Here is a 21558-nt window from a genome sequence, read left to right on the forward strand (position 1 = left end):
TTTTTAGCCCTTAGTCCATAAAATGACTTAACGTTAAAATTATTTTTTGAGATCTAAAGCTATCAAGGTTCTAAGATTCTAAGAGTTAATCTTAGAACCCGATAACTGTATTGTAGAATTTTATTTAAGATTTAAAAGTTCAGTAAAAAAACTTAGTGCCTCAGTACCTTAGAACCTCAGAACCTTAAAAAAATTAGTTTGCGCTTAAGTATTCAGCAGTACTTAGTCTGTCAGCAGACATAGCTTCTTTACCAGCTTCCCAGTTTGCAGGACAAACTTCACCTTTAGTTTGGATGTGTGTGTAAGCGTCAACCATTCTTAAGTATTCGTTTACGTTACGTCCTAATGGCATATCGTTAACACTTTCGTGGAAGATTTTTCCAGTTTCGTCAATAAGGTAAGTAGCTCTGAAAGTTACGTTTGAACCTTCGATGATAACTGAATCCGTTTCTTCGCTGTATTCTGTAGAATCAATATCTAAAATTCCTAAAATGTTAGATAAGTTACGGTTTGTGTCCGCTAAGATTGGGTAAGTAACACCTTCAATTCCACCGTTGTTTTTTGGAGTATTCAACCAAGCGAAGTGAACTTCGTTAGTATCGCAAGAAGCACCAATTACGATAGTATTTCTTTTTTCGAATTCTGGTAATGCAGCTTGAAAGGCGTGTAATTCAGTTGGGCAAACAAAAGTGAAATCTTTTGGGTACCAAAACAATAATACTTTTTTGTTGTTGTTTACTGCTTCTTCAAAAATGTTGATTTTTAAATTGTCACCCATTTCTGAGATAGCATCTACTGCAATACTTGGGAATTTTTTTCCTACTAAAGACATATTTTTCGTTTTACGTTAAAAATTTATTTCTGGTGCAAAAGTAGGGCATAAGTGCAGGTTCTTACAATAAGATGTGATTATTAAAATTTATAAGTTGATAGTTTTTGATTATTTTTAATTATAACTTATTGAATGTCAACATTTACAGGGAGAACTCCGTTTGAAGAAATTTTATCTAAAAATTGAATTCCCGCAGTTTTTTGAAATTCCTCAAAATCTTGATAGGCCTGAACTAATCCTGAAGCCTTTTTAAGATTTGGAATTATAGGTAAAGCGTACGGATTTCCGAAAACGTAAACGATACATTTTTTGCTTTGAAGCAAATTGGAAAGCAATTCTAAAACTTCGTCATTAATTTCGAAATTGTTCATTGGTTTTGCTTTTGGAACAAATAATGAAATTAGGATTGTTTCGAAATTTTCTAATTCTTTTTTGATGGATGAAATATCCGAAACTTCTATATTTTCAAAAGCAAATTCTGGTGAAGTCAGTTTTGAATTTAAAGTTTTAAAGAAAGTGTTTTCGATATTTTTATATAAACTTAGTTTAGCAAGTTTATTGTTTTTTTGCGCCTCAAAAACCAACTCTGAATTTGAATTGTCAATGATTGTGGTAATGGCATTTTGAGCAATTTCCAAATTTAATTCTGATGCTTTTTTGAAATCTAATTCGCCCGAAGCAGCAGTATTTCCAGAAAGAATTCCAGCTTTTTCTTTGGCCTTCATAATTCTGTTGAAACTTTCCTCGATTCTTTCTGGTGAAGCATTTTTCAGGATTTCTTCAATTCCTTCCGGAACATTTTCGGCAAAACATAAAACATCATTTCCAGCATTAAAGGCTTCCCATTCTAAATGCCCTTTGGTATCATAAAGTTTAGAAACGCTGTGCATATTCAAGGCATCAGAAATCACCAAACCATCATAACCTAATTTATCACGCAGAAGATCCTGAATAACCGCTTTTGATAAAGTTGCTGATGTATCTTTTCCATCATTTAAACTCGGAACAGCCAAATGCCCAATCATAATTGAATCGACATTGTTTTCAATTCCTTTGATGAATGGATATAATTCGTTTTCTAATAATTCTTCTAAAGTTTCCTTTAAAACCGGTAATCCTAAATGCGAATCAACATTTGTATTTCCGTGTCCGGGAAAATGTTTCAGACAGCCTAAAACACCAACTTCCGACATTCCTTTTAAATATTCAATGGAAAAATCGGCTACTTTTTCTTTGTTTTCACCAAAAGAACGATAACCAATAACGGGATTATTTGGATTATTGTTGATATCCGCCAAAGGCGATAAATTGTACTGAATTCCGGCAGCTTTTAAATCTAAGCCAATTTGTTTTCCAACTTCGTAAACTAAATTTGATTTGTTTTCAGGCAAAGCGCCAAGCGTAATCGCGTACGGATATTGAGGTGTTTTTTCGATACGCATTGCCAAACCCCATTCCGCATCAATACTGATTAAAAGTGGGGTAGCAGCGGCTTTTTGGTAACGAACAACTAATGCTTTGATTTTTTCGTAGCTGTCATCATTAAAAACAACTTTTTTCTTGCTTTCGTAATTCGTTGCAGCACTAGCACGGCTGTGAAAAAAGGTTAATCCGCCAATATTGTGTTCTTTGATAAGACGTTCAGTTTCCTGAATATTTTCTTCGGTATCGTTTATGAATACGGCAGGAAAAAAGAATTGTCCCACTTTTTGTTTTAATGCTTCGGCTGTCATTTTCATTATTATAAAGTCTTTTTCATGCAGACACTATTATCCATCTTTTCATAAGGCGGATAATTTGGAATTATGATATAATTTAATTTTTGATATAAGTTTATGGCTTCCGGCTGATTTTTTCCTGTTTCGAGAATGGTATAAGTATAACCTACTTCTTTCGCCCAGATTTCCAATTCGGCTAAAATTTTTGATGCAATTCCTTTATTGCGAAAATCAGGATGAACATACATTCGTTTAATTTCGGTTTTGTCGCTTTCTTTTTCACGAAAAGCACCACAGCCAACCGGAATACCATTTTCGTAATAAACGATCGTGTGTTTTATTTTATCCGTTTTATTAAACTGATTGTAAAATGCATGATCGTCTCCGTCTCGAATTGCTAAATCTTTATCTAATAAAGCAACCAGATTTATAAAATCGATATCGTCTGAATTGGTTCGTTTTAAATTACTCATATCCTAGATATATTTTTTATTCACGGAACATTTCCTGTAAACCAATCAAAACCTTCAATTTTTTTATATTCATCAGGTATTGAATTTAGTTTCTGTATGTCTTTTTTATTTTTACTGTAAGCTCTTTTTTTTGAAATAATTATTTTCCCAGTCTTTTTTCCTTCTTTATCCGTATCATAATAAACGTATTCCAAAGTGTCAACTGTCTCACCATTCCACTTATATTTATAGATTTCGGTTTGTCCGGGATGACCGTATTCAACACCTCTAATTGTTTTTTCTTGAGGAGAAAAAGTAGGGTTAATAAATTCAAAGCCTTTTGAGAATTCTTTTTTATCTTTTCTTAGCAAATAAATGTCACTGAATCCTTTTAAACAACACCCAGTTGCACCATACCAATTAACAACAAAATCTTTTAAGCCGTCTCCATTAATGTCTCTAATTGTGTCATTCATATAAGTCATAGTCCACTCTTTATGAGAAACAACTTTTTTGAATTTATTTCCATCTTTTGAATAAATATCGATATATACATTACCTGGACTTAATCTTCGGATAATTAAGTGAGGATTATTTTTTGTAAAATAGTTATCTATACTTATTTCGACTTGAACGTTATATTCGTTGTCAAACCTAACGTTGTATTTCTTTTCAAGCTTTTTTTGATTAATTTCCGGAGTGGCAACTTTCAAAGCGTCAAATAAAACTTTATCTAATTTTAAACTATCGATTTTATCCTGTTTTTCAATTTCAGCTCTTTTCTTTAAACGTTCTTTTTCTCTTTGCTCAAATGTTTTTGTAACAGGTTTCTCTTTATCCAATAGTTTATTTTTCTTTTCATTAGTTTGTCCACAAGATAAAAGTAACATCATAGCTAATGCTTTTATGTAAATTCTTGCTTTCATCCTTTTGATAAAGATTTTGAGATTGTTGTTTTACTTCAGTTTGGCCTTTTTTTGCTTGGCTAATTGTTTTTTGGTTTCAATTGCTTTTTCCAATCGGTTTTTGAAACGGAAAAGTTTTGGCAAACCTTCCAATCGGTCTTCGATTGTGATTTCTTCATAAACTACAATCGCTTTTTCTAAAATCCTGATTTCATTTTCAAGATCAAGCTGATTTTTGTAGATCGTAGCTAATCGATCGTAAGGATGATTTCCTTTAAAGCTTTCCGCGACATTCTCCTCATATAACTCAATTGCTTTTTCTAGATTTCCATTTTTTTCGAACTCAGCTCCTTTCGAGTTGCGTTCGGCCTGCAAATTTTCATTGATTTCCATAGGTAAGATGTTTGATTTGGGGGTTAAACTTCTTCTGATTTTTTCCCAAAATCTTTTGGGAAACTTAAAAAACGTGATAAAATAAGACCTGGAATTGTAGCTATAAGAACCCAAATAAAGAAGTTGTCATAGCCTAAATATTTCTGAATATAACCGCTCAGCATTCCCGGAAGCATCATTCCTAATGCCATAAATCCGGTTGCCAATGCATAATGTGCTGTTTTTGATTCTCCTTCGGCAACATGAATTAAATACATCATAAAACCTGTAAATCCAAAACCATAACCAAATTGCTCTAATATAACAGTAATGCAAGTATAAAGATTTAATGGAGAATTTATCTCAAAAAAATATAAATTTAAATGAAGATGAAAAAGTTCTTGAGGCTGAAAATGAGCCAAACCAATAAAACCAAGTATTGGAAGGTGCATGGCTAAAAACATTGGCAACATCCATTTTGTAAGTCCGTGTTTAGAAATGGCAATTCCTCCTAAAATTCCTCCTATTGTAAGGGCGAAAATCCCCAATGTTCCATAAATAATTCCAACAGCTTCGGTATCTAATCCCATTCCGCCTAATTCTCTTTTATCAAGTAAAAAAGGACTTAGCATTTTAAGCAATTGTGATTCTCCTAATCTGAAAACCAAAATAAAAGCCAAAATCAATCCAATTTGTTTTTTCTTGAAGAAACTTATGAAAACCGTAGCGAAGTTTTGATTTTGATGTGTTTCTTTATTGCTTGCCACAGCATTTATTTCGTTTTTTGGAGTAAAAACAAAATTATAAGCTGTAATGAAAGTCATTAATAAACCAACACAAATCATGGTGTACGACCAGGCTTTTGTATTGTCGCCGTATTTATGCTCTAAATAACCTGCAAAAAGTACTACTAAACCATTTCCTGCGAGCATAGAAAGCCTGTAAAAAGTGCTTCTGATTCCGATAAAGAAAGATTGTCTGTCTTCTGGCAAAACTAATAAATAGAAGCCGTCGGTTGCAATATCATTTGAAGCCGAAGCAAAAGCAGCAACCCAGAATATGGATAATGATAGTATAAAAAAGCCATTGAAAGGAATCGTGAATCCGACCAATAAAAACGCAATCGAAATTAGCAACTGCATCGATAAAAACCATTTTCTTTTGGTTCCTGTAATTTCAATAAACGGGCTCCAAAGTGGTTTGATTACCCAAGGAAGATATAATAAACTGGTGTAAACTCCAATATCTTCATTTGAGATACCAAGATTTTTATACATAATTACCGAAACCGAGATAATTATGGCATATGGCAATCCAGAAGCAAAATTAAGAAGCGGAATCCAGAACCAAGGTTTATTATCTGTTTTCATTAGGCTGAGCAGGTGTATAGTTTTTAAATGGTTTTTTTAGATCTATGGCAGTCTGGGTACTTTCGTTTGCATAATAATCAATAAAAGTTACGGCGCAGGCTTTGTAAAGATTGAGCTTCCCGCCAGCGATTGAGAACGTAATTTGTCCGTCAACTTCTTTTACGGTAACTTTCTCTACAATTTTTGTAGCATCATTAATGTCGATTTTTGAAACATTTTCGCTTCCATAAACTACGATATAACGAACTTTTGTATTCAGCGGACTTTTCACTGTAAAAGTATATTTAATACTGTCTTTAGTATATTCGGCAATTTGCGGAGTATCAATAATCACATGTTTTAAATTCGGAACCGGAGCAGGAAGCGCTGGATATCGATATTGATTTTCTTCTAAATGACGAACGACATCAAAGTTTTTGTTCATGAACCATTTAGAGCTGAAATACGCGCTTCCGGAAACATTTTTAAAAGTTCTCAAAAAGTCAATTTGAGTAGGGATTTCGGTCATGAAATTCCAGCTTTTGTCGCCATCACCTCTAATTTTATAAGAAGCATGGCCAATGTAAATGGCAGTATTATTAGAGTTTTCTGACCACCATTTTACTAATTTTGAATAAGAAGCTCTTGGATTATTCATGCTCCAATACAATTGCGGCAGAATATAATCAATCCATTTTTGATCCATCCATAAAATAGGATCAGCATATAAATCGTCGTAATTTGCCGTAGAGGAAGTTTCAGAACCTCTCGGGTCAACCGATTTGTTTCTCCAAACCCCAAACGGGCTGATTCCGAATTGAACCCAAGGTTTGCTTGCTTTTATAGTAGTTGAAATCGTGTGTACAAAGTTGCTCACATTGGCACGGCGCCAATCGGCAAGACTTAGGCCAGCACCGTATTTTTTGTATGAAGCACTGTCGTTAAAGACTTTTCCTGGAACAGCATACGGATAAAAATAATCATCAAAATGAATCGCGTCGATATCGTATTTGTCCACTACTTCTTTTACCACTTTAGTCAAATGCGCTTGAACTTCTGGCAAAGCAGGATCATAATAATATTTTCCGCCATATTCGATCATCCATTCCGGGTGTTTAAAAAGATCGTGTCCTGGGCTTAAAAGGTTTTTGTTTAAATCGAAAGTTGCACGATAAGGATTTAACCAGGCGTGAAATTCAAATCCGCGGTTGTGCGCTTGTTCGATCATCCAGGCCAAGGCATCATAATACGGGTTAGGAGCCAAACCTTCTTTCCCTGTTAAAAAACGGGACCAAGGTGCAAATTCAGAAGGATAAATAGCATCACCAACGCTTCGAACCTGAACAATTACGGCGTTATAATTCAGTTTTTTATAAGTCTCTAAAATTTCAAGATAATCAGCTTTTTCTTTTTCAACGTTGTCAGTGGCTGTTTTTGGCCAGTCAATATTAACAACAGTAGCAATCCACACACCTCTGAATTCATTTTTAGGATGCAGTATTTTTTCCTGTGAAGAGGATTTCCATCCAAAGAAAAGTATGAATATGATAGAGAATAATAGTGTCTGATTTTTATGCATTGCAATCTTTATTTTAACAAAAACCAAAAATAGTTTCTTTTGCCACGAATTACACGAATTTTCACAAATTATTTTTTAAAAGAATAATTAAGAACAAAAATTAATGCAAATTGTATTTTTATTTTAAACATATAGAGACATAGTTTTTCTGTGCGCTTAAAGGCATTTCATTTTTTTAAACAAACATAGCTATGTGTGAAAATCTAGATTTTTTTAAATTACCTTTTTGATAAAATTTAATCTATGTTTCTATGTGTTTAAAAATATTTAGCTAGGAAATGAAATTTTCCCCATTGTTACCGATGGAATTCCTTTTTTTGAACCAAAATTATAATTTCCTCCTGCAACAGTTTCATTAGCCAAAACGGCAAATAAAACCGCTTCTTTTGCATCGCCTGAAATTCCGAGAACGTCGCTTTTTTCAAATTTACAAGACAATAATTCCTGTAACCAACTCACTAATAGCGGATTTCTCGCACCTCCGCCCGACATATAAACTGTAAACTCTTCGATTGGTGTTTTAGTATTTTTTACAACAAATAGAACTGCTTCGGCAATTGTCTCGGCACTGAGGCGTGTTAAAGTGGCCAGCAAATCTGGTGCCGAAATGTTTTCGAAACCTAATTTTACCAAAGCCGAATTGACAAAATCATGATTGAATAATTCCTGACCAATGGTTTTTGGGAAGCTTTTCTGGAAGAAAGCATCACTTTTTAATTCATTTAAAAGTACTTGATTTACAGTTCCGCTTTTAGCGATTTCAGCATCTTTATCGAAGCTTTTTTCAGGGAAAAATTGTTTGGTGAAAATATCAATTAAAGTATTGGCAGTTCCGGTATCGGTTACAAAAACTTCCTCGGCGTTTTGAGAGGCTGGCAAATAAGTGAAATTTGCGATACCGCCCATATTCAGCATAATGCGGTTTTCGCCTTTTTTGCTGAATAACAAATAATCGCCATAAACCGCCAAAGGCGCACCTTCACCACCTGCCGCAACGTGTTTTTGTCTGAAATCAGATAAAGTGATAATTCCGGTTTTTACCGCAATATGATCGCCGTCGCCAATTTGCAAAGTTGCATTTGGAAATTTTTCCTGCTGATGCAAAAACTTTGGCGCATGCAAAACCGTTTGTCCGTGTGATGCTATTAAATCGACTTCAATTGAGGGGATATTCCATTTTGAAAGACAATCGTTTATCATTCCGGCATGCAAATCGGCAATCCATTCGTTTAATAAAACCAAATGCTGAAAATCGATTGTTTTTTTAGCAAACACTTTTCTGATTTCGGTTTTAATATCTTCACTGTAATCAATGGTTTCAAACTGTTCGATTTTTACAATTGTATTTTCTCCTTCGCCAGAAACTTCACAAAGCGCCAAGTCAAGTCCATCAAGGGAAGTTCCTGACATTAAACCGATTATTTTTCGGGTTTCTTTTTGAGCAATTTCGTAAAGCGATTTTATATTTTTATTCATTTTAAGTAATCTTAAAAAAAGCATTTAATTTGGTAACGCTAAAATGGGATTATTTTACATATAAATATAAATAAACTACAAGATTTATTTTTTTTACGTTATGCGTAATTGTTTTTAAACACATAGAGACATAGATTTCTTTGTGGTTAAAGGCGTTTCACTTTTTTTAAACAAACATAGCTATGTGTAAAATCTTGATTTTATTTATCTCTTTTTCAGTTTCAAAAACTATGTTTCTATGTGTTTAAATAAAAACGCAATTCATCAAATAAAACTCACAACTCTTTTTATATATTTGTTTTCAAACTAATTAAATCTTAAACCATGATTATTGTTATTATTCTTGTTGCTTTTCTACTAATTGGGGTATTTATTTACAATTCCCTTATCGAAAAAAGAAATAATGTTACGAATGCTTTTTCGGCAATTGATGTAATGCTGAAAAAACGTTTTGATTTGATTCCGAATCTAGTTGAAATAGTAAAACAATACACCAATTACGAACAAAGTACCTTAACTAAAATAGTAGAACTTCGTGCCAAAGCAGGCTCTGGTACTTTAACCGATGCCGAAAAAGCAAGTTTAGACACACAATTGAGTACTGCTGTAAAAGGTTTAATGGTTACAGTTGAAAATTATCCAGATTTAAAAGCGAATACGAATTTCCTAAATCTGCAAAGCACTTGGACAGAAAGCGAAGAACAAATTGCGGCTGCCAGAAGAACTTACAATGCTTCGGTTACGAGCTATAATAATGCAATTATGATGTTTCCGGGAAATTTATTTTCAGGAATGCTGAATTATACCAAAATTGATGTTTTGGAAACTTCAGAAGAAGAGCGTAAAAATATTAGTGCAAAAGAACTTTTCAATAATTAATGGATTCAGAAATTAACACTAATACAGCCTTGCAAGAGGTTTTGAATACATTAGAAATTGACCGAAAAAAGATTGCCGAAACCTACACGACCTGTTACATTTTATTTGGTCTTGCCTTTGTGCTTCTGATAATAGGTTTTTTGATTCGAATTCCGATTATAGGTTTTCTGGGATTTGCAGCTTCTGGTATTACTGGTATTGTAATGTATTTTCAAATAGAAGATACTGCCGTAAAATACAAAGTTGCTTACAAAACTAATGTTGTAGCACAAGCATTAAAAAATATCAATGAAAGTTTGACATTAACACCGCAAAGTGGGCTTCCTGAATATGAATTTATAAGTTCGGAGCTTTTTACAACAGAGCCGGATCGTTATAAAACGCAGGATTTAATAAGCGGAACAAACGACAAAACTTCTTTTTGGTTTGCCGAAGTTCATGCCGAATATAAAACGGAAACAAGCACAAAAAACGGAACTCGTACAGAATGGCATACTATTTTGAAAGGAATTGTTTTTGTAGCCGATTTTAATAAAAACTTTGAAGTTTCAACTGTTGTTCGCCCAAAAGGTTATGGCGAAGCTTTTGGTTCGTGGTTTTCTAAAAACGTTTTTAGTTTTGGAAACAGCGAAGTAGTAGAACTAGAAAACACAGAATTTGATAGCAAATTTGCAACCTATTCCAGAAACCAAATTGAAGCAAGATACATTCTAACGCCTGCGATGATGGAAAGAATTCTGGACTTAAACAATAAATGCGACGAAACAATTTCGGTCTCGTTTATAAGTTCTAAAATGTATATTGCTTTTCCATTGTCACACAATTATTTTGAAGCGCCTATTCATTCAACGCTTTTAGATCCTGATTTGCTTGCAGATGATCTTTCGATTGTAAAATTCATGCATGATATTGTTCAGGAACTGGATTTGAATACTAGGATTTGGGGGAAGGAGTAGTTTTTTTTATATAAAATATTTTAAGCCGTTTAATAGATTTTGATTTGTCTCAAGATTTATTAAACGGTTTTTCTTTTTAAAATATCTTTATTGTTATGAAATAAACAGGTATAACTACTGGCTTCTTTTCTCTTATTTATTACTAAACTTGTTTTTGATAAAATTTCAGTATGATACGGTTTTCCGTAAAAGAGGTAATACTTATGTGTTGATATTTGTTTGATTTTCAAAAGGTTTAAAAATTAGTCCCGATCGAAATCAGGTTGAAATGCCGTAATATAAAAATGATAAAGTAATGATAAATAATCAAGCGCAATTTTATAGAGGAGATCTTCATATTCATTCTTATGGAGAATTTGGTTCATTTGATGTTACTGATACCGCAATGACGCCACAAGCAATTGTTGATACCGCTATTGAAAAAAATCTCAAAATAATAAGTATAACAGATCACAATGAAATAAACAATTGTCATTTTGCAATTGAATATGCAAAAGGTAAAGATGTTTTAGTAATACCTGGTGTAGAAATTTCTACTACACAAGGACATTTACTTGTTTACTTTGAAACTTTTGCAGAACTAAGAAGTTTTTATGGCAAATTAACAATTTCTGGGGATAAAACACTTTGCACTCAAGGCATTGTTGATTGCTTAGACTTTGCCAATCAATTTGGAGGATTCGGGATTCTTGCACATATTGAATTAACATCAGGCTTTGAAAAAACAATTGCTAGATTCGGACCTCAAATGGAAGAGATTTTTAAAATTAAAAATTTATTAGGATTGGAAATTAGTTCTAGAAGTTCTATTAGCTTGTATAGTGAATTTGATGTTTCAGATTTAAAAAAGGAACGAAATAATTTAGTAGCTATAAGAAGGGCTCATCTTGAATATGATTTAGATTATAATCTTCCAAAAATTATGTCTTCCGACTCCCATACTTTGAATAAGTTAGGAACAAATGCAGAAGGTGAAAATAAGTTAACAAGATATAAAGTTGATGAACTCAATTTTCATTCAATTAAAATTGCTTTACAATATTATGAATCTCGAATAAGATTAGAAAATGAAATTCCAGAACAAAGACCATATATCAAAACAATAAAATTAGAAGGAGGGCTCTTTAATTCTACCACTATAACACTTAGTAGTAATTTGACATGTATTATTGGTAGTAGAGGAGCGGGTAAGTCAACTTTACTTGAGTCAATACGTGAAGCAACTGGTAATAAATCAAAATATGGAGTTGTTGATTCAGATGTTTGGCCACAACAAATTGAGCTAACATATTATGATGAAGCAAATCAAAAAATTGATTTTGTTAGAGAAAAGAATAATTCAATAAGAAATGCAACTGATCCGATAAACGGAATTGGAAAAATAGACATAGAGACTTATGGACAGGGAGAAACAGCTGAAACATTGCAACACAGTGATGAAAATCCAAGAGTTTTAATTAATTTTTTAGATAGTTTTTTGAATCTTGAATCTAAAAATATTGAGGATAATTTATTGATAAAGGAATTATTAGAAAATCAAAGTTCATCAAAAAAAATAAGACTTGAATTATTAAGTTATGTAGAAACTGAAAAAGCCTTAAAAAATGAGGAAAAAAAATTAGAAAGCTTAAAAAAGGAAAAAGCAGGGGAATTAGTAACCTATCAAAACTCTTTAATAAAAGAAAGACAAATTCGAGCAGAATTAATTAGCAAACTTCAGGAGTTAGTTGCTAAATACAAAGAAATTTTTTCTGATGATACTTTGTTTACTAATTTTTCAACTATCTCTGATGATGAAATTATTGTTGGGAAAGATTTTTTTCAAAATGTCAAAAAAATTGTTTCGGATTTTTCAAATGTCGTAAAAACTAAATCGACTGAATTAAATTCGGAACTTACAGCTAAAATTGAACAATTAAATATTGAATTGAAAAATTGGGCACAAAAAGAGACAGAAATTCAGGCAAAAATTGATATTAAGAAAGCACAACTAGAAGCTCAAGGAATTCCTTTTGATTTAGGAAAGATAAATCAAATATCAATTGATATTATTGATTATAAGAAGAAGATAGAAAAGCTAAATCAAGATAAAATTTTATTGCAAAAACTCAATGATGAGCGTATTATATTAATAGAAAAGAGATTAACTAACAAAAAAGAAATTTATGATCTAAGAAAAGTGTTTTCTAAAAAAGCAAACCTAAATCTGAAAAATACAATAGACGGTTTTTTTATAACAATCAAATATAAATCAGGAATATATTCGACGGACTTTGAAGAATTATTAAAAGTAAAAATGGATTGGAGGCAAAACAAAAAAACAAAAATCATTTCGTCAAATTTTTCTGTCTTTCAATTTCTTGAAATTTGTCAAAAAAATGAGCTTGATAAATTAGTCAATTTGACAGATGAAGAGGGTAATTTGATATTCACAAGTTTAGAATGTCAGAGCATTATTGATAAAATTAATGGTGATTTTAATTTTGAAGATTTTCAAGCGGTAAGGTTTGATGATTTACCTGAGGTAACTATTACTAAAAGTTATATAGATGCTGAAGGTTCTACCAAATATATATCAAAACCTCTTTCAAAACTTTCTCTAGGTCAACAGCAGTCAGTACTATTAGGTATTTTAATGTTGTCAGATAGCAATAAACCATTAATAATAGACCAACCGGAGGATAATTTGGACAGCGAGTTTATTTTTAAAACAATAGTTAAAAACCTTAGAAAGATTAAGGAACAAAGACAAGTTATCATTGTAACTCATAATCCTAACATTGCAGTATTAGGTGATGCAGAGCTTATTATTCCACTAAAAAGTACAAATATAGTTACTCACGTTATTGATGCTGGTTCAATAGATAGAACAGAAACACGAGCAATTTGTTGTGAAATATTAGAAGGAGGAAAAAGAGCTTTTAAACAGCGTGAAGAAATTTATGGAATTAAATAGCTTATTTTAGATACCAGGCTAGCGCGAGCGTCCCTCTCGTGCACATAACGTAACTTACGTGATCATCAATCAGTTTTTACATGCCATCTTTGAGGTCAGGCACGTCAAAATTGGGATCATGCTACCTCAAATTTGACGTCGCTAACGTCAAATTTGAACTTCAGGACGTCAAATTTGGGGTTTAGAACATCAACTGACAACCATAGAACGTCATATTTGTGGTTATTTTTCAAAAGGAGGTTTCCGTTTTCATAAGCCTTCGACACCCAATAGCGCGAATTTACAACCCGTGCCCGCAAAGATTGCCCGTAATATAACTTGAAAAAGACATACTTTGCGATCAGTTCAGGATGTTTTAAAATTTTGTTATACTCGCTAATTTTTTTTAAATTTGAGTAAATGAATTACCCCAACATTCATTGAAATCTTCTTAGATAAAGAAAAACAATCGGATACAATACGTTTTCAGACTCCAATATCGATAAATTTATATTAGACTTATTCGGAAAATCATCCCTGCAGGATTTTCAAACAGATGGCAAAAATGTTACAGTTCATATATCATTAAGATGAGTTACGAAAAAATCAAAGAAGAATTTATTAAAAGTGCGGAAGAGTATATAAACGCAAAGCGCCAACCTTTTGAAAAATTATCAGGTATGGAACTAGTAGATGCAAAATCTCATTATCTCGATGATTTTCAAGAGTACATTACGCACTTAAATTTTGCATTGAATGCATTGATTGACGAACATTTGATACCTTTTCAAACTCTTGAAGAGGCAAATGCTTTTCAAGCTTATATGAAACCGACTTTTGATATTCTTTCTAAAAAGTTTACAGAAAGACTTATTGATTAAAAAGAGAAAATTTACGTTTTCAAAAGCCTTCTCCCGAAGCCTCGGGATCGCTCAGGATGACAATCAGGTTAAATTCCAAAAAGCAAATCCCAAATTCCAACTCCAAAAACAATCACAAAAAAACCTTAGAACCTTAGCATCTTAGAACCTCAGAACCTAAAAAAATAAGTATTTTTGTGAAATCATATTCAGAAAAAATGTCAATACTTAAGGATTTAGAGCAATTAGCCGGCGAACTCGAGGGCACACTTTTATACGATGATCTTCATAAAACACTTTATTCGACAGATGCATCGGTGTACCGGATTCGGCCAAATGCGGTGGCTTTGCCTAAATCTACGGCAGATATCAGCAGATTAATTCGCTTTGCGGGAGAACATCATATTTCGGTTACACCAAGAACTGCCGGAACTTCACTTGCCGGACAAGCGGTTGGAGACGGACTTGTGATTGATGTTTCGAAACATTTCACCAAGATATTAGGTTACGATGCCGAGAAAAAAACGGTTACCGTTCAGCCCGGCGTGATTCGCGATGAACTAAATTTGTTTTTAAAACCTCACGGCGTTTTCTTTGCGCCCATTACATCCACTTCCAATCGCGCGATGATTGGTGGAATGGTAGGGAATAATTCATCTGGAACAACTTCGATTCGTTATGGCGTTACGCGTGATAAAATTGCTGAAGTAAAAGCGATTTTAAGCGATGGATCGGAAGTGGTTTTTGGCGAATTGACTTCGGCAGAATTTATTGAGAAAACCAAAGGCGATGCTTTAGAAAACAAAATTTACAAAAGCGTTTACGACGAACTTTCAGTAAAAGAAAATCAGGTAGAAATTATAAAAGAGTTTCCGAAACCGGAAATTCACAGACGAAATACAGGTTACGCCGTTGATATTTTATTAAAATCAGAAATATTTGGCGGAACAGAACCAACAATAAACCTCGGGAAATTACTCTGCGGAAGCGAAGGAACTTTGGCCTTTACAACCGAAATCACTTTAAAAGTTGACGATTTACCGCCAGCGCACAGTATTATGGTCGTTGGACATTATCATACGATTCAGGAATCTTTGGAATCTGTTGTGGTGGCGATGAAACATCATTTGTACACTTGTGAAATGATTGACGATACGATTTTAGATTGTACTAAAACGAATCGTGAACACATTAAAAATAGATTCTTTTTGGTTGGAGAACCTAAAGCGATTATGCTTTTTGAAGTAGCTTCTCATACTTTAGAAGATGCCGAAAATCAGGCAAACGCTTTAATTGCCGATTTAGAAAAACACAATTTTGGTTACGCACTCGTAAAAATTTACGGAGCGGATATTGATAAAGCCAACGAACTGAGAAAAGCCGGACTCGGACTTTTAGGAAGTATTGTAGGCGACAACAAAGCCGCCGATTCTATTGAAGATACAGCCGTAGAATTAAGCGATTTGCCAGCGTATATTGCAGAGTTTTCGGCGATGATGTTAAGTCACGGACAGGAAGCGATTTATTACGCGCATGCCGGCGCGGGAGAATTGCATTTGCGTCCCGTTTTGAATTTGAAGAAAACTTCGGACTTAAAATTATTCAGAACCATTGCGACCGATGTGGCGCATTTGGTAAAAAAATACAGAGGTTCGTTAAGCGGTGAACATGGTGACGGAATCGTACGTGGCGAGTTTATTCCGTTTATGATTGGCGATAAGAATTACGAATTGCTGAAAAGAATCAAATTGGCGTTTGACCCGAATTCGGTTTTCAATATTGGAAAAATTGTCAACGCTTTGAAAATGGATGAAAACCATCGCGTAATTTCTGGAAGAGTTGAGCCGGATATTAAAACATTTCAAGATTTCTCTGACAGTTTAGGGATTTTGCGTGCTGCCGAAAAATGCAACGGTTCGGGAGATTGCCGAAAAATGCCATCGGCCGGAGGAGCGATGTGTCCGAGTTATCGTGCGACACGAAACGAAAAAGAGACGACTCGTGCGAGAGCAAACGCGTTGCGAGAATATTTGACGTATTCTGAAAAAGAAAACAAATTTGACCAGAAAGAATTATACGAAGTTTTTGAGTTGTGTGTAAGCTGTAAAGCCTGCGCCAGCGAATGTCCGAGTAATGTTGACGTTGCGACGCTGAAAGCTGAATTTTTATACCAATATCAAAAAGCAAACGGATTTTCGACCCGAAGCAAGATTTTCGCTAACAATGCAAAATTGAACAAAATGGGAAGTTTGTTTCCGTCGATTACGAATTTTATTTCGAATCAGTCATTGGTAAAAAAATCAATGGGAATTGCGTCGGAAAGACAAGTGCCACTTTTGGCAAAAAAGACTTTTAGAAAATGGTATGAAAATCAAAAAACACAAAATAATGATTTCCCAAACGGACAATTGTATTTGTTTGTAGATGAATTTACCAATTATTACGACGTCAATATCGGGATTGATGCTTTTGAATTATTGACGAAATTAGGTTACGAAGTTTTAATTGTAAATCACGAAGAAAGTGGCAGAACCTATCTCTCAAAAGGATTTTTGGAAGAAGCGAAAAAGATCACTGATATTAATGTCAATATTTTCAAAGATTTAATTTCTTCGAAAGCGCCATTAATTGGAATTGAACCTTCCGCGATTTTGACTTTTAGAGATGAATATTTACGATTGGCATCGGATAAAGAAAGCGCAGAAAGGATTTCGCAAAACGCCTTCACCATTGAAGAATTCTTCAAAAAAGAAATTATCGACGGGAAAATAACACCAGATTCTTTTTCGGAAGAAACAAAAGAAATTAAAATTCACGGACATTGTCATCAAAAGTCATTGAGTTCTGTTGAAGCGACTTTCGCCATGCTGAATCTGCCTAAAAATAATACGGTTACGATTTATAATTCGGGCTGTTGCGGTATGGCAGGATCTTTTGGTTATGAAAAAGAACATTATCAAGTGAGCATGCAAATGGGAGAGGACACGCTTTTTCCAAAAGTGCGCAACACTGCCGAAAACGTAAAAATTGCTGCGGCGGGAACGAGTTGTCGTCATCAAATTTATGATGGAACGAAACGAGAAGCACAACATCCTGTTAGTATTTTGAGAAGCTGTTTAAAATAGGTTTAACCGCAAAGCTCGCTAAGATTTACGCCAAGAACACCAAGATTTTTTGTTTCTCTCGCAGATTTGGCAGATTGTTCAGATTTTATTTTTTAAATCTGTTTAAATCTTTAATAGATTAATCAAAATCCGCTATATCTGCTAAATCTGCGAGAGAAAATTTAAACTACTGCAATCTTCTTTCCAGTTTCTGCCGCTTTATAAATTGCGTTGATGACTTTAATATCTTTAAGTCCTTCTTCGCCGGTAATATGATTGGGCAGTTTTTTGTTCTCTAATAGTAATTTCGCAATTTCATCCATTTGTGTCTGCTGTTGGTTTATTACAGGAAATTTTAAAGGCCCATTAGTTGACTTTCCGTTGTAAGGCCCATAACTTAAAGCCGGACTCAGTTCGAATGAACCTTCATCTGCGGTAGCGTAAAATCGGTCGATATTATAATCTACCGTTGTGTTACAATTTGCTCTTGCACCACTGGGAAATTCCATTTGCCAAGAAATACTTTCCTCGGTTTCAGAAAAAATTTGTTTGTTATATATTTTGCCAAATTGTGCCGTAACCGCAATGGGTTCTTCACCCAAAACATAACGGCTTGCCTGAATGCAATAAACGCCTAAATCCATCAGAGGTCCGCCTCCGGATAATTTTTTGTTAAGCCTCCATTCGTTTCGGTCATTGAAATCGACAGTGCTTTTTGTATCAAGCGGATCGTGAATTTTATAACCAAGAGAAGCTTCAATATATCGAACTTGCCCAAAAACTTTATTTTGCCCTAATCTTTTAATTTCGAGATGCGTTGGTTCGTAATGCAAGCGATAGCCAATTGCGAGCTGTACTTTATTGTCTTCGCAGGCTTTTATCATTTCCTCGCAATCTTTTACCGTAATCGCCATTGGTTTTTCTGTAATAACATGTTTGCCAGCTTTTGCAGCGCGAATGACGAATTCTTTGTGCAATCCATTTGGGAGTATCACATACACCAAATCAATATCTTTATTTTTTACAATTTCATCGAAATTTTGATAGTTGTAGATGTTTTTTTCCGGAATATTATACTGAGTTTTCCATTTTTCGGCTTTAGATGGTGTTCCTGTCACTATTCCGGCAAGCGTACAATACTCAGAAACCTGAAGTCCCTCGGCTACTAGAGAAGCATACACTCCCAAACCGCACAAGGCAACATTTAATTTTTTTCCGGTATAAGGTTTTTCATTTTTTTCTGGTTCTGTTAAAAATGAAGGAAGTGTAGTCATAATAACCGATGCGCCTACACCAACGCCAAATTTATTTACAAAAGAACGTCTTGAGATTTTTTCCATAAATTGGTTTTTTAGTTATGTTGTTAATTTGTTAGTACACTGTTGTTTAAAAAAGTTACATGCTGGGGAAACTTTGTCGAAGTTGACTACGAGATTATCTACAATCTTGTCATTCCGAGGAACGAGGAATCTCCTCAAGTAACTCCGTGACTAAAATCTCCAATCTTTGTCGAGCTTCTCGCGGAGATTCCTCGTTCCTCGGAATGACAAACTTTCTGTATATTCTGTAGCTGAAATAAAAAAAGCCTCATTATTTCGAAAAATAATAAGGCTGTGAAATAGTTTTAAAAACAGTTGTATTTATTTAGCTCCAGGAGGAGATTTCTCTTTTATGTAATTGATAAAAGTGTCAAAAAGATGTTTCATTGTTCCTTCGCCTTCAGAAATATTGTGAGTACGATTTGGGTAAATCATTAAATTAAACATTTTATCATATTTGATCAATTCATTAATTAAAACTTCAGCATTTTTATAATGCACGTTGTCGTCGCCGGTTCCGTGAATGTATAGTAAATTTCCCTTTAGATTTTTCGCATACGTTACAGGTGAAGCTTTAGTATAATTCGCTTCATTTTCACTCGGAAGTCCCATGTATCTTTCCGTGTAAATATTGTCGTAAAAATGCTGATCAGTAACAGCAGAAATCGCTATTCCGGTTTTGTAAATCTCAGGAAACTGAAACATTAAATTTAAAGTCATAGCACCGCCGCCGCTCCAGCCATGAATCGCTACTTTGTCGGAGTCAATAAAGTTCCATTTCAAAACTTCTTTTGCTGCCATTGCTTGATCATGCGTATTGATAATTCCGATGTTTTTGTAGATCGATTTTCTCCATTTTGTACCTTTCATTGCAGGAGTTCCGCGATTGTCCATTGCGATTCCTATATATCCTGCCGGAATTAAAGGCGTAATTAACCCATAAAAATAAGGCTCATCATTTGCAACCGTTGCCATAGGTTCTCCGTAAACATAGAAAAATACAGGATATTTTTTTGCAGGATCAAAATTTAAGGGCTTCGCCATGATTCCGTCTATTTCTATTCCGTCAACAGTTGTTACTTTGAATTTCTCCATCGAATAATTGCGTTCTGGTTTTGAAAAAGCATCGGCAGTTTCTGGAAATATTTTTTTATGGCCAGATAAAGCAACTAAGCGGTTGTTACGATTTCGATTAATATTTGAATTGGTATGTGTAGCAAATTCACCATTTGTCGAAAAACGATATTCATTTGTACCTTCAAATTCTTTAGGCGTTACGCGTTTTGTTTTCTTCGAATCCAAATTCGTTTCATACAAATAACGCTGTGTAGCATCTGTAGGGCTTGCAATAAAATAAACCGATTTTGTTTTTTCGTTATAAGCCTTAAAATAAGCATCAAAATTTTCAGTAGTAATTAACTCTTTCTTTTTGCCGTCGATACTGATTTTATAAATATGCATCCATCCATCAGCATCTGAACTCCATAAAAAAGCTTTTCCGCTGTCAACAAATGGACAAGAAAAAACATCATATTCTCCCGAAGAAATATCAAAAACATCTATCCATGAATCTGATTTTTCCTGATAAATCAAACTTGCTTCTCCAGATTTTGCATCACATTTATAAATAGAAGCCTGATTTTGATTTCTGTTAAGCTGAACCACCATGACACTTTGATTGTTCATCCATTCCATTCTCACTAGATAATTATTATCTGGAGCGCCCGGAATATTGAGCCAATTTGTTTTTAAAGACGCAATGTCGATTACGCCAATTTTTACTGAGGAAGGTTTTTCTCCGGCTTTAGGATATTCTACCGGAATTGTAAAAGGATAAAGCGCATCAGTATTATTTATCATTAAATGAAATTTTGTTTCAGATGCATCTACGCGCCAAAACGCAATACTTTTTCCGTCAGGATTCCATCTAAAGCCATCGCGTGCCGCAAGTTCTTCTTCATAAACCCAGTCAAAAGTTCCATTGATGATTTTATCAGTTCCGTCTGTAGTTAGCGGCGTTATTTTTGCAGAATTTAAATTCTCAAGATAAATATTATGTTTAGAAACGTAAGCTACGTTTTCGCTATCGCTGGAAAATTTAGCAAACATCAAAGATGATTTTTCCAGACTTGCACCTAATGGTCTTCCTTTGCCGGTTTTCAGGTCGAAAAACCAATAATCTCCTTTAGTATTGGCTCTCCAGACTTTTTTTGAATTGGTGTAAATAAGCACTTTTGTTTTGTCATTATTCCATACCAAATTTTCGATTTCACTCGTAAAACCTGAATTTTTTAATTGAGCATTAGATAAAATCGTAGTGCCTTGCTTAAGTTTATTAACATCATAAACCACAATATTATCTTGAGAATTTACCCAAAAAGAATTTGAATTTGGCAGCCAATTCAGATGATCAATGTCAATGTCTTGTGCAAAAACATTTGAGCAGATTAGAAACAATAGGAAAAAGAACTTTTTCATCGACGCATTTTTGTATTTAAATTAATAGCCTATTTAGTTGTATTATTTTTTGTGTTTTAATCGTTTTTAAAATTACTCATTTTTTTAAATGCAATATATAATTTGTACTAAAAGCAGTAATAAATTTATGAAAGCAAATGAAACTCGGATTTTTTTCTTTTTGGCTGACAGAAGAAAAAAATAAAGAAATTATAGAAATTCGAAGCAAAAGAAAGAACTTTGCATCTTAGTGTCTTCGTGGCAAAAAAACACCGAAAAAACAAAATCGTTTTATATATTTGAAATCAGGATAATTTTTGCATTATTTGCAAAATAAAACAAAAACGACTGAATTAAATTAATTT

The 21558-nt window shown here is 33.7% G+C and carries 15 protein-coding genes; 5 read left to right on the forward strand and 10 right to left on the reverse strand.

What is annotated here, in order from left to right; translation table 11 throughout:
- Positions 1-193: 193 nt before the first annotated feature.
- The 8 genes from GKZ88_RS00080 to GKZ88_RS00115 form a co-directional block, all read right to left on the reverse strand.
- On the reverse strand, positions 194-832 hold the full coding sequence (locus GKZ88_RS00080; RefSeq protein ID WP_035649265.1) for a peroxiredoxin: 639 nt from the start codon (positions 830-832) through the stop codon (positions 194-196).
- A 125-nt stretch (positions 833-957) separates the two neighbouring features.
- Complete coding sequence (locus GKZ88_RS00085) at positions 958-2571, reverse strand: glycoside hydrolase family 3 N-terminal domain-containing protein (protein WP_155100354.1); 1614 nt, start codon at positions 2569-2571, stop codon at positions 958-960.
- A 2-nt stretch (positions 2572-2573) separates the two neighbouring features.
- On the reverse strand, positions 2574-3023 hold the full coding sequence (locus GKZ88_RS00090; protein WP_155100356.1) for a GNAT family N-acetyltransferase: 450 nt from the start codon (positions 3021-3023) through the stop codon (positions 2574-2576).
- Between the two features lie 20 nt (positions 3024-3043).
- On the reverse strand, positions 3044-3928 hold the full coding sequence (locus GKZ88_RS00095; protein WP_155100358.1) for a hypothetical protein: 885 nt from the start codon (positions 3926-3928) through the stop codon (positions 3044-3046).
- Positions 3929-3958: 30 nt separating this feature from the next.
- Positions 3959-4300 (reverse strand): hypothetical protein, encoded by a 342-nt coding sequence (locus GKZ88_RS00100; protein WP_155100360.1) that lies wholly within the window; start codon positions 4298-4300, stop codon positions 3959-3961.
- 23 nt (positions 4301-4323) lie between these two features.
- Positions 4324-5649 (reverse strand): MFS transporter, encoded by a 1326-nt coding sequence (locus GKZ88_RS00105; RefSeq protein WP_155100362.1) that lies wholly within the window; start codon positions 5647-5649, stop codon positions 4324-4326.
- Complete coding sequence (locus GKZ88_RS00110; RefSeq protein WP_155100363.1) at positions 5636-7207, reverse strand: family 10 glycosylhydrolase; 1572 nt, start codon at positions 7205-7207, stop codon at positions 5636-5638. The genes GKZ88_RS00105 and GKZ88_RS00110 overlap by 14 nt, the downstream gene beginning before the upstream one ends.
- 267 nt (positions 7208-7474) lie before the next feature.
- Positions 7475-8683 carry an anhydro-N-acetylmuramic acid kinase gene (locus GKZ88_RS00115; protein ID WP_155100365.1) on the reverse strand — a complete coding sequence of 403 codons (1209 nt, stop codon included), beginning with the start codon at positions 8681-8683 and terminating at the stop codon, positions 7475-7477.
- A 324-nt stretch (positions 8684-9007) separates the two neighbouring features.
- On the opposite strand from GKZ88_RS00115, the gene GKZ88_RS00120 reads away from it, so the two are divergent.
- The 5 genes from GKZ88_RS00120 (at position 9008) to GKZ88_RS00140 (ending at position 17438) form a co-directional block, all read left to right on the forward strand.
- Complete coding sequence (locus tag GKZ88_RS00120) at positions 9008-9562, forward strand: LemA family protein (protein ID WP_155100366.1); 555 nt, start codon at positions 9008-9010, stop codon at positions 9560-9562.
- Positions 9562-10518 carry a DUF3137 domain-containing protein gene (locus tag GKZ88_RS00125; protein WP_155100368.1) on the forward strand — a complete coding sequence of 319 codons (957 nt, stop codon included), beginning with the start codon at positions 9562-9564 and terminating at the stop codon, positions 10516-10518. The genes GKZ88_RS00120 and GKZ88_RS00125 overlap by 1 nt, the downstream gene beginning before the upstream one ends.
- Positions 10519-10813: 295 nt before the next feature.
- Positions 10814-13474, forward strand: a complete 2661-nt coding sequence (locus tag GKZ88_RS00130) for a TrlF family AAA-like ATPase (RefSeq protein ID WP_155100370.1) — start codon at positions 10814-10816, stop codon at positions 13472-13474.
- Between the two features lie 569 nt (positions 13475-14043).
- Entirely contained in the window at positions 14044-14334 is a 291-nt protein-coding gene (locus tag GKZ88_RS00135; RefSeq protein WP_155100372.1) for a hypothetical protein, read from the forward strand.
- Between the two features lie 197 nt (positions 14335-14531).
- Positions 14532-17438 carry an FAD-binding and (Fe-S)-binding domain-containing protein gene (locus GKZ88_RS00140; RefSeq protein ID WP_155100373.1) on the forward strand — a complete coding sequence of 969 codons (2907 nt, stop codon included), beginning with the start codon at positions 14532-14534 and terminating at the stop codon, positions 17436-17438.
- A 161-nt stretch (positions 17439-17599) separates the two neighbouring features.
- On the opposite strand, the gene GKZ88_RS00145 is transcribed toward GKZ88_RS00140, so the two are convergent.
- A complete protein-coding gene (locus tag GKZ88_RS00145) occupies positions 17600-18757 on the reverse strand; it encodes a Gfo/Idh/MocA family oxidoreductase (RefSeq protein WP_155100374.1) in 1158 nt (385 codons plus the stop codon).
- 300 nt (positions 18758-19057) lie between these two features.
- Positions 19058-21214: a DPP IV N-terminal domain-containing protein gene (locus GKZ88_RS00150; RefSeq protein ID WP_155100376.1), complete on the reverse strand. Its 2157-nt coding sequence runs from the start codon at positions 21212-21214 to the stop codon at positions 19058-19060.
- Positions 21215-21558 lie beyond the last annotated feature (344 nt).

The sequence above is a fragment of the Flavobacterium sp. LC2016-01 genome (assembly GCF_009711135.1).
Taxonomy (GTDB): domain Bacteria; phylum Bacteroidota; class Bacteroidia; order Flavobacteriales; family Flavobacteriaceae; genus Flavobacterium.

Excerpts from the sequence above, each read along its gene's own strand:
- GKZ88_RS00095 (WP_155100358.1), bottom strand. The coding sequence starts at position 3,928 with ATGAAAGCAAGAATTTACATAAAAGCATTAGCTATGATGTTACTTTTA.
- GKZ88_RS00085 (WP_155100354.1), bottom strand. The coding sequence starts at position 2,571 with ATGAAAATGACAGCCGAAGCATTAAAACAAAAAGTGGGACAATTCTTT.
- GKZ88_RS00080 (WP_035649265.1), bottom strand. The coding sequence starts at position 832 with ATGTCTTTAGTAGGAAAAAAATTCCCAAGTATTGCAGTAGATGCTATC.
- GKZ88_RS00140 (WP_155100373.1), top strand. The coding sequence starts at position 14,532 with ATGTCAATACTTAAGGATTTAGAGCAATTAGCCGGCGAACTCGAGGGC.
- GKZ88_RS00100 (WP_155100360.1), bottom strand. The coding sequence starts at position 4,300 with ATGGAAATCAATGAAAATTTGCAGGCCGAACGCAACTCGAAAGGAGCT.
- GKZ88_RS00145 (WP_155100374.1), bottom strand. The coding sequence starts at position 18,757 with ATGGAAAAAATCTCAAGACGTTCTTTTGTAAATAAATTTGGCGTTGGT.
- GKZ88_RS00135 (WP_155100372.1), top strand. The coding sequence starts at position 14,044 with ATGAGTTACGAAAAAATCAAAGAAGAATTTATTAAAAGTGCGGAAGAG.
- GKZ88_RS00090 (WP_155100356.1), bottom strand. The coding sequence starts at position 3,023 with ATGAGTAATTTAAAACGAACCAATTCAGACGATATCGATTTTATAAAT.
- GKZ88_RS00130 (WP_155100370.1), top strand. The coding sequence starts at position 10,814 with ATGATAAATAATCAAGCGCAATTTTATAGAGGAGATCTTCATATTCAT.
- GKZ88_RS00120 (WP_155100366.1), top strand. The coding sequence starts at position 9,008 with ATGATTATTGTTATTATTCTTGTTGCTTTTCTACTAATTGGGGTATTT.
- GKZ88_RS00150 (WP_155100376.1), bottom strand. The coding sequence starts at position 21,214 with ATGAAAAAGTTCTTTTTCCTATTGTTTCTAATCTGCTCAAATGTTTTT.
- GKZ88_RS00105 (WP_155100362.1), bottom strand. The coding sequence starts at position 5,649 with ATGAAAACAGATAATAAACCTTGGTTCTGGATTCCGCTTCTTAATTTT.
- GKZ88_RS00110 (WP_155100363.1), bottom strand. The coding sequence starts at position 7,207 with ATGCATAAAAATCAGACACTATTATTCTCTATCATATTCATACTTTTC.
- GKZ88_RS00115 (WP_155100365.1), bottom strand. The coding sequence starts at position 8,683 with ATGAATAAAAATATAAAATCGCTTTACGAAATTGCTCAAAAAGAAACC.
- GKZ88_RS00125 (WP_155100368.1), top strand. The coding sequence starts at position 9,562 with ATGGATTCAGAAATTAACACTAATACAGCCTTGCAAGAGGTTTTGAAT.